Origin of the sequence: Paenibacillus aquistagni, from assembly GCF_900177815.1 — a bacterium.
Taxonomy (GTDB): Bacteria; Bacillota; Bacilli; order Paenibacillales; family Paenibacillaceae; genus Paenibacillus_B; species Paenibacillus_B aquistagni.
In genome coordinates, this window is record NZ_FXAZ01000016.1 from 1 (window position 1) to 1644 (window position 1644).

Here is a 1644-nt window from a genome sequence, read left to right on the forward strand (position 1 = left end):
TCATCGTTATACCCATTCCTTTCGCTTCGCTCAAGGCACAAAACGGAATGAAATCCGTCAGCCTTGAGCGATTTTGTTATTCTTGAGTTACAGAGATACCAGTACACTACAAATCACGTGGAGGTGAGTGGGTCACCGCTTTTATAGGGTGACCGCATCGTTATATGTGTAGGTGGCCTTTCCAAGCATAAATAAGTGTCGCTTCGAGCACGCAGACTTATCTTTGATAAACAACTCGTTTATAGCTGACCATCAGTCCCTGCTGACTATCTTTGTATATCACAGAAAGGAGTCTCGATATGGCTCTAAAAATTGTCTACCCTATCTGTTGCGGAATCGACGTACACAAAACCTTCGTGGTTGCCTGTATCGCTTCCACCAACAGTAAAGGCGTCACGACTTACAAACGCCATCGCTTTTCAACCTTTACCCAGGGATTGAATGAGTTGTCACAATGGCTTTGTGAGCATGACTGCATGGATGTCTGCATGGAATCGACCGGGAAATACTGGATTCCCGTGTTCAACATTCTGGAGCATTCCTGCAACATCACGCTGGCGCATCCGAAATACGTCAAGGCCATTCGCGGCAAGAAGACCGACAAGAAAGACGCCCGGTGGATTGCCGATTTGTTCAAGCACGATCTGGTTGCCGGGAGCTTTATGCCTCCCTTGCCGATCCGGCAACTGCGCGACTTGATGCGCTATCGCTTCAAGCTGACCAACTTTACGTCCAGCGAGAAGAATCGGCTTCAGAACAGTCTGACCGTATCAAATATCCAGCTTGCCAGTGTTGTGTCGGATACGTTTGGCAAAAGCTCTATAAACATTTTGAATAAGCTCTTGGATGATCCGACCGATACGTCTTTTGACCTCGAACCGCTCATTCATGGCTCCATGAAAAGAAAACTTCCTGAACTGGAGCTTGCGATTGACGGATTTCTTACGCCCGAGCAGGCCGGGAAAATCAAGGTCATCAAGCAACACTACGAAGACCTTGAATCCCGCAAAGCGGAACTGGAATCGATTATCCTTTCCCTTGCCGCGTCCTACACAGAAGAACTCAACCTGATCTTGACTGTTCCGTCCATAAGTAACCTGTTCTCCGCCATTGCCGTGGTTTCAGAGATTGGTGTGAACATGGACGTGTTCCCGACAGCCAAGCATTTGTGCTCCTGGGCAGGACTCACCCCCACGAACAATGAGAGCGCCGGCAAGAAAAAGTCGGTAAGGATTTCGAGAGCAGGCGTCTACATCAAACCACTTTTGGTCCAGTGTGCGACCGCTGTGGTCAAAAGTGAGAAGCATCCCGAAATACGGAATCGCTATTTGCAGCTCAAGAAGCGTAGAGGACATAAGCGAGCCATTATTGCCATTGCCCGCATGCTATTAACGGCCATCTACCACATCTTGAAGAACAAAGAGCCTTACAATCCGGACTTGTACAGAAAATCCGATGCTCGTCCAGTAGAGCGTGAAATCACGGTAGAACAAGCGATTAAACTAGCTCAAACTCAGGGTTACCGAGTTTTGACCGCTGCGACATGACAATACACCCATATTTTACCATTTATTGGTCGTGTAAACGGCTTATTTGGCCTGCTCATTTCCTCTACTACGCGCGTTGACTAAGGATTTCAGACTT

Annotated in this window: 1 protein-coding gene; it reads left to right on the top strand. The window is 47.9% G+C overall.

The annotated features are described in order from the left end of the window. Positions 1-299: 299 nt before the first annotated feature. Positions 300-1547 (top strand): IS110 family RNA-guided transposase, encoded by a 1248-nt coding sequence (locus B9Y93_RS24160; RefSeq protein ID WP_085499145.1) that lies wholly within the window; start codon positions 300-302, stop codon positions 1545-1547. Positions 1548-1644: the final 97 nt, after the last annotated feature.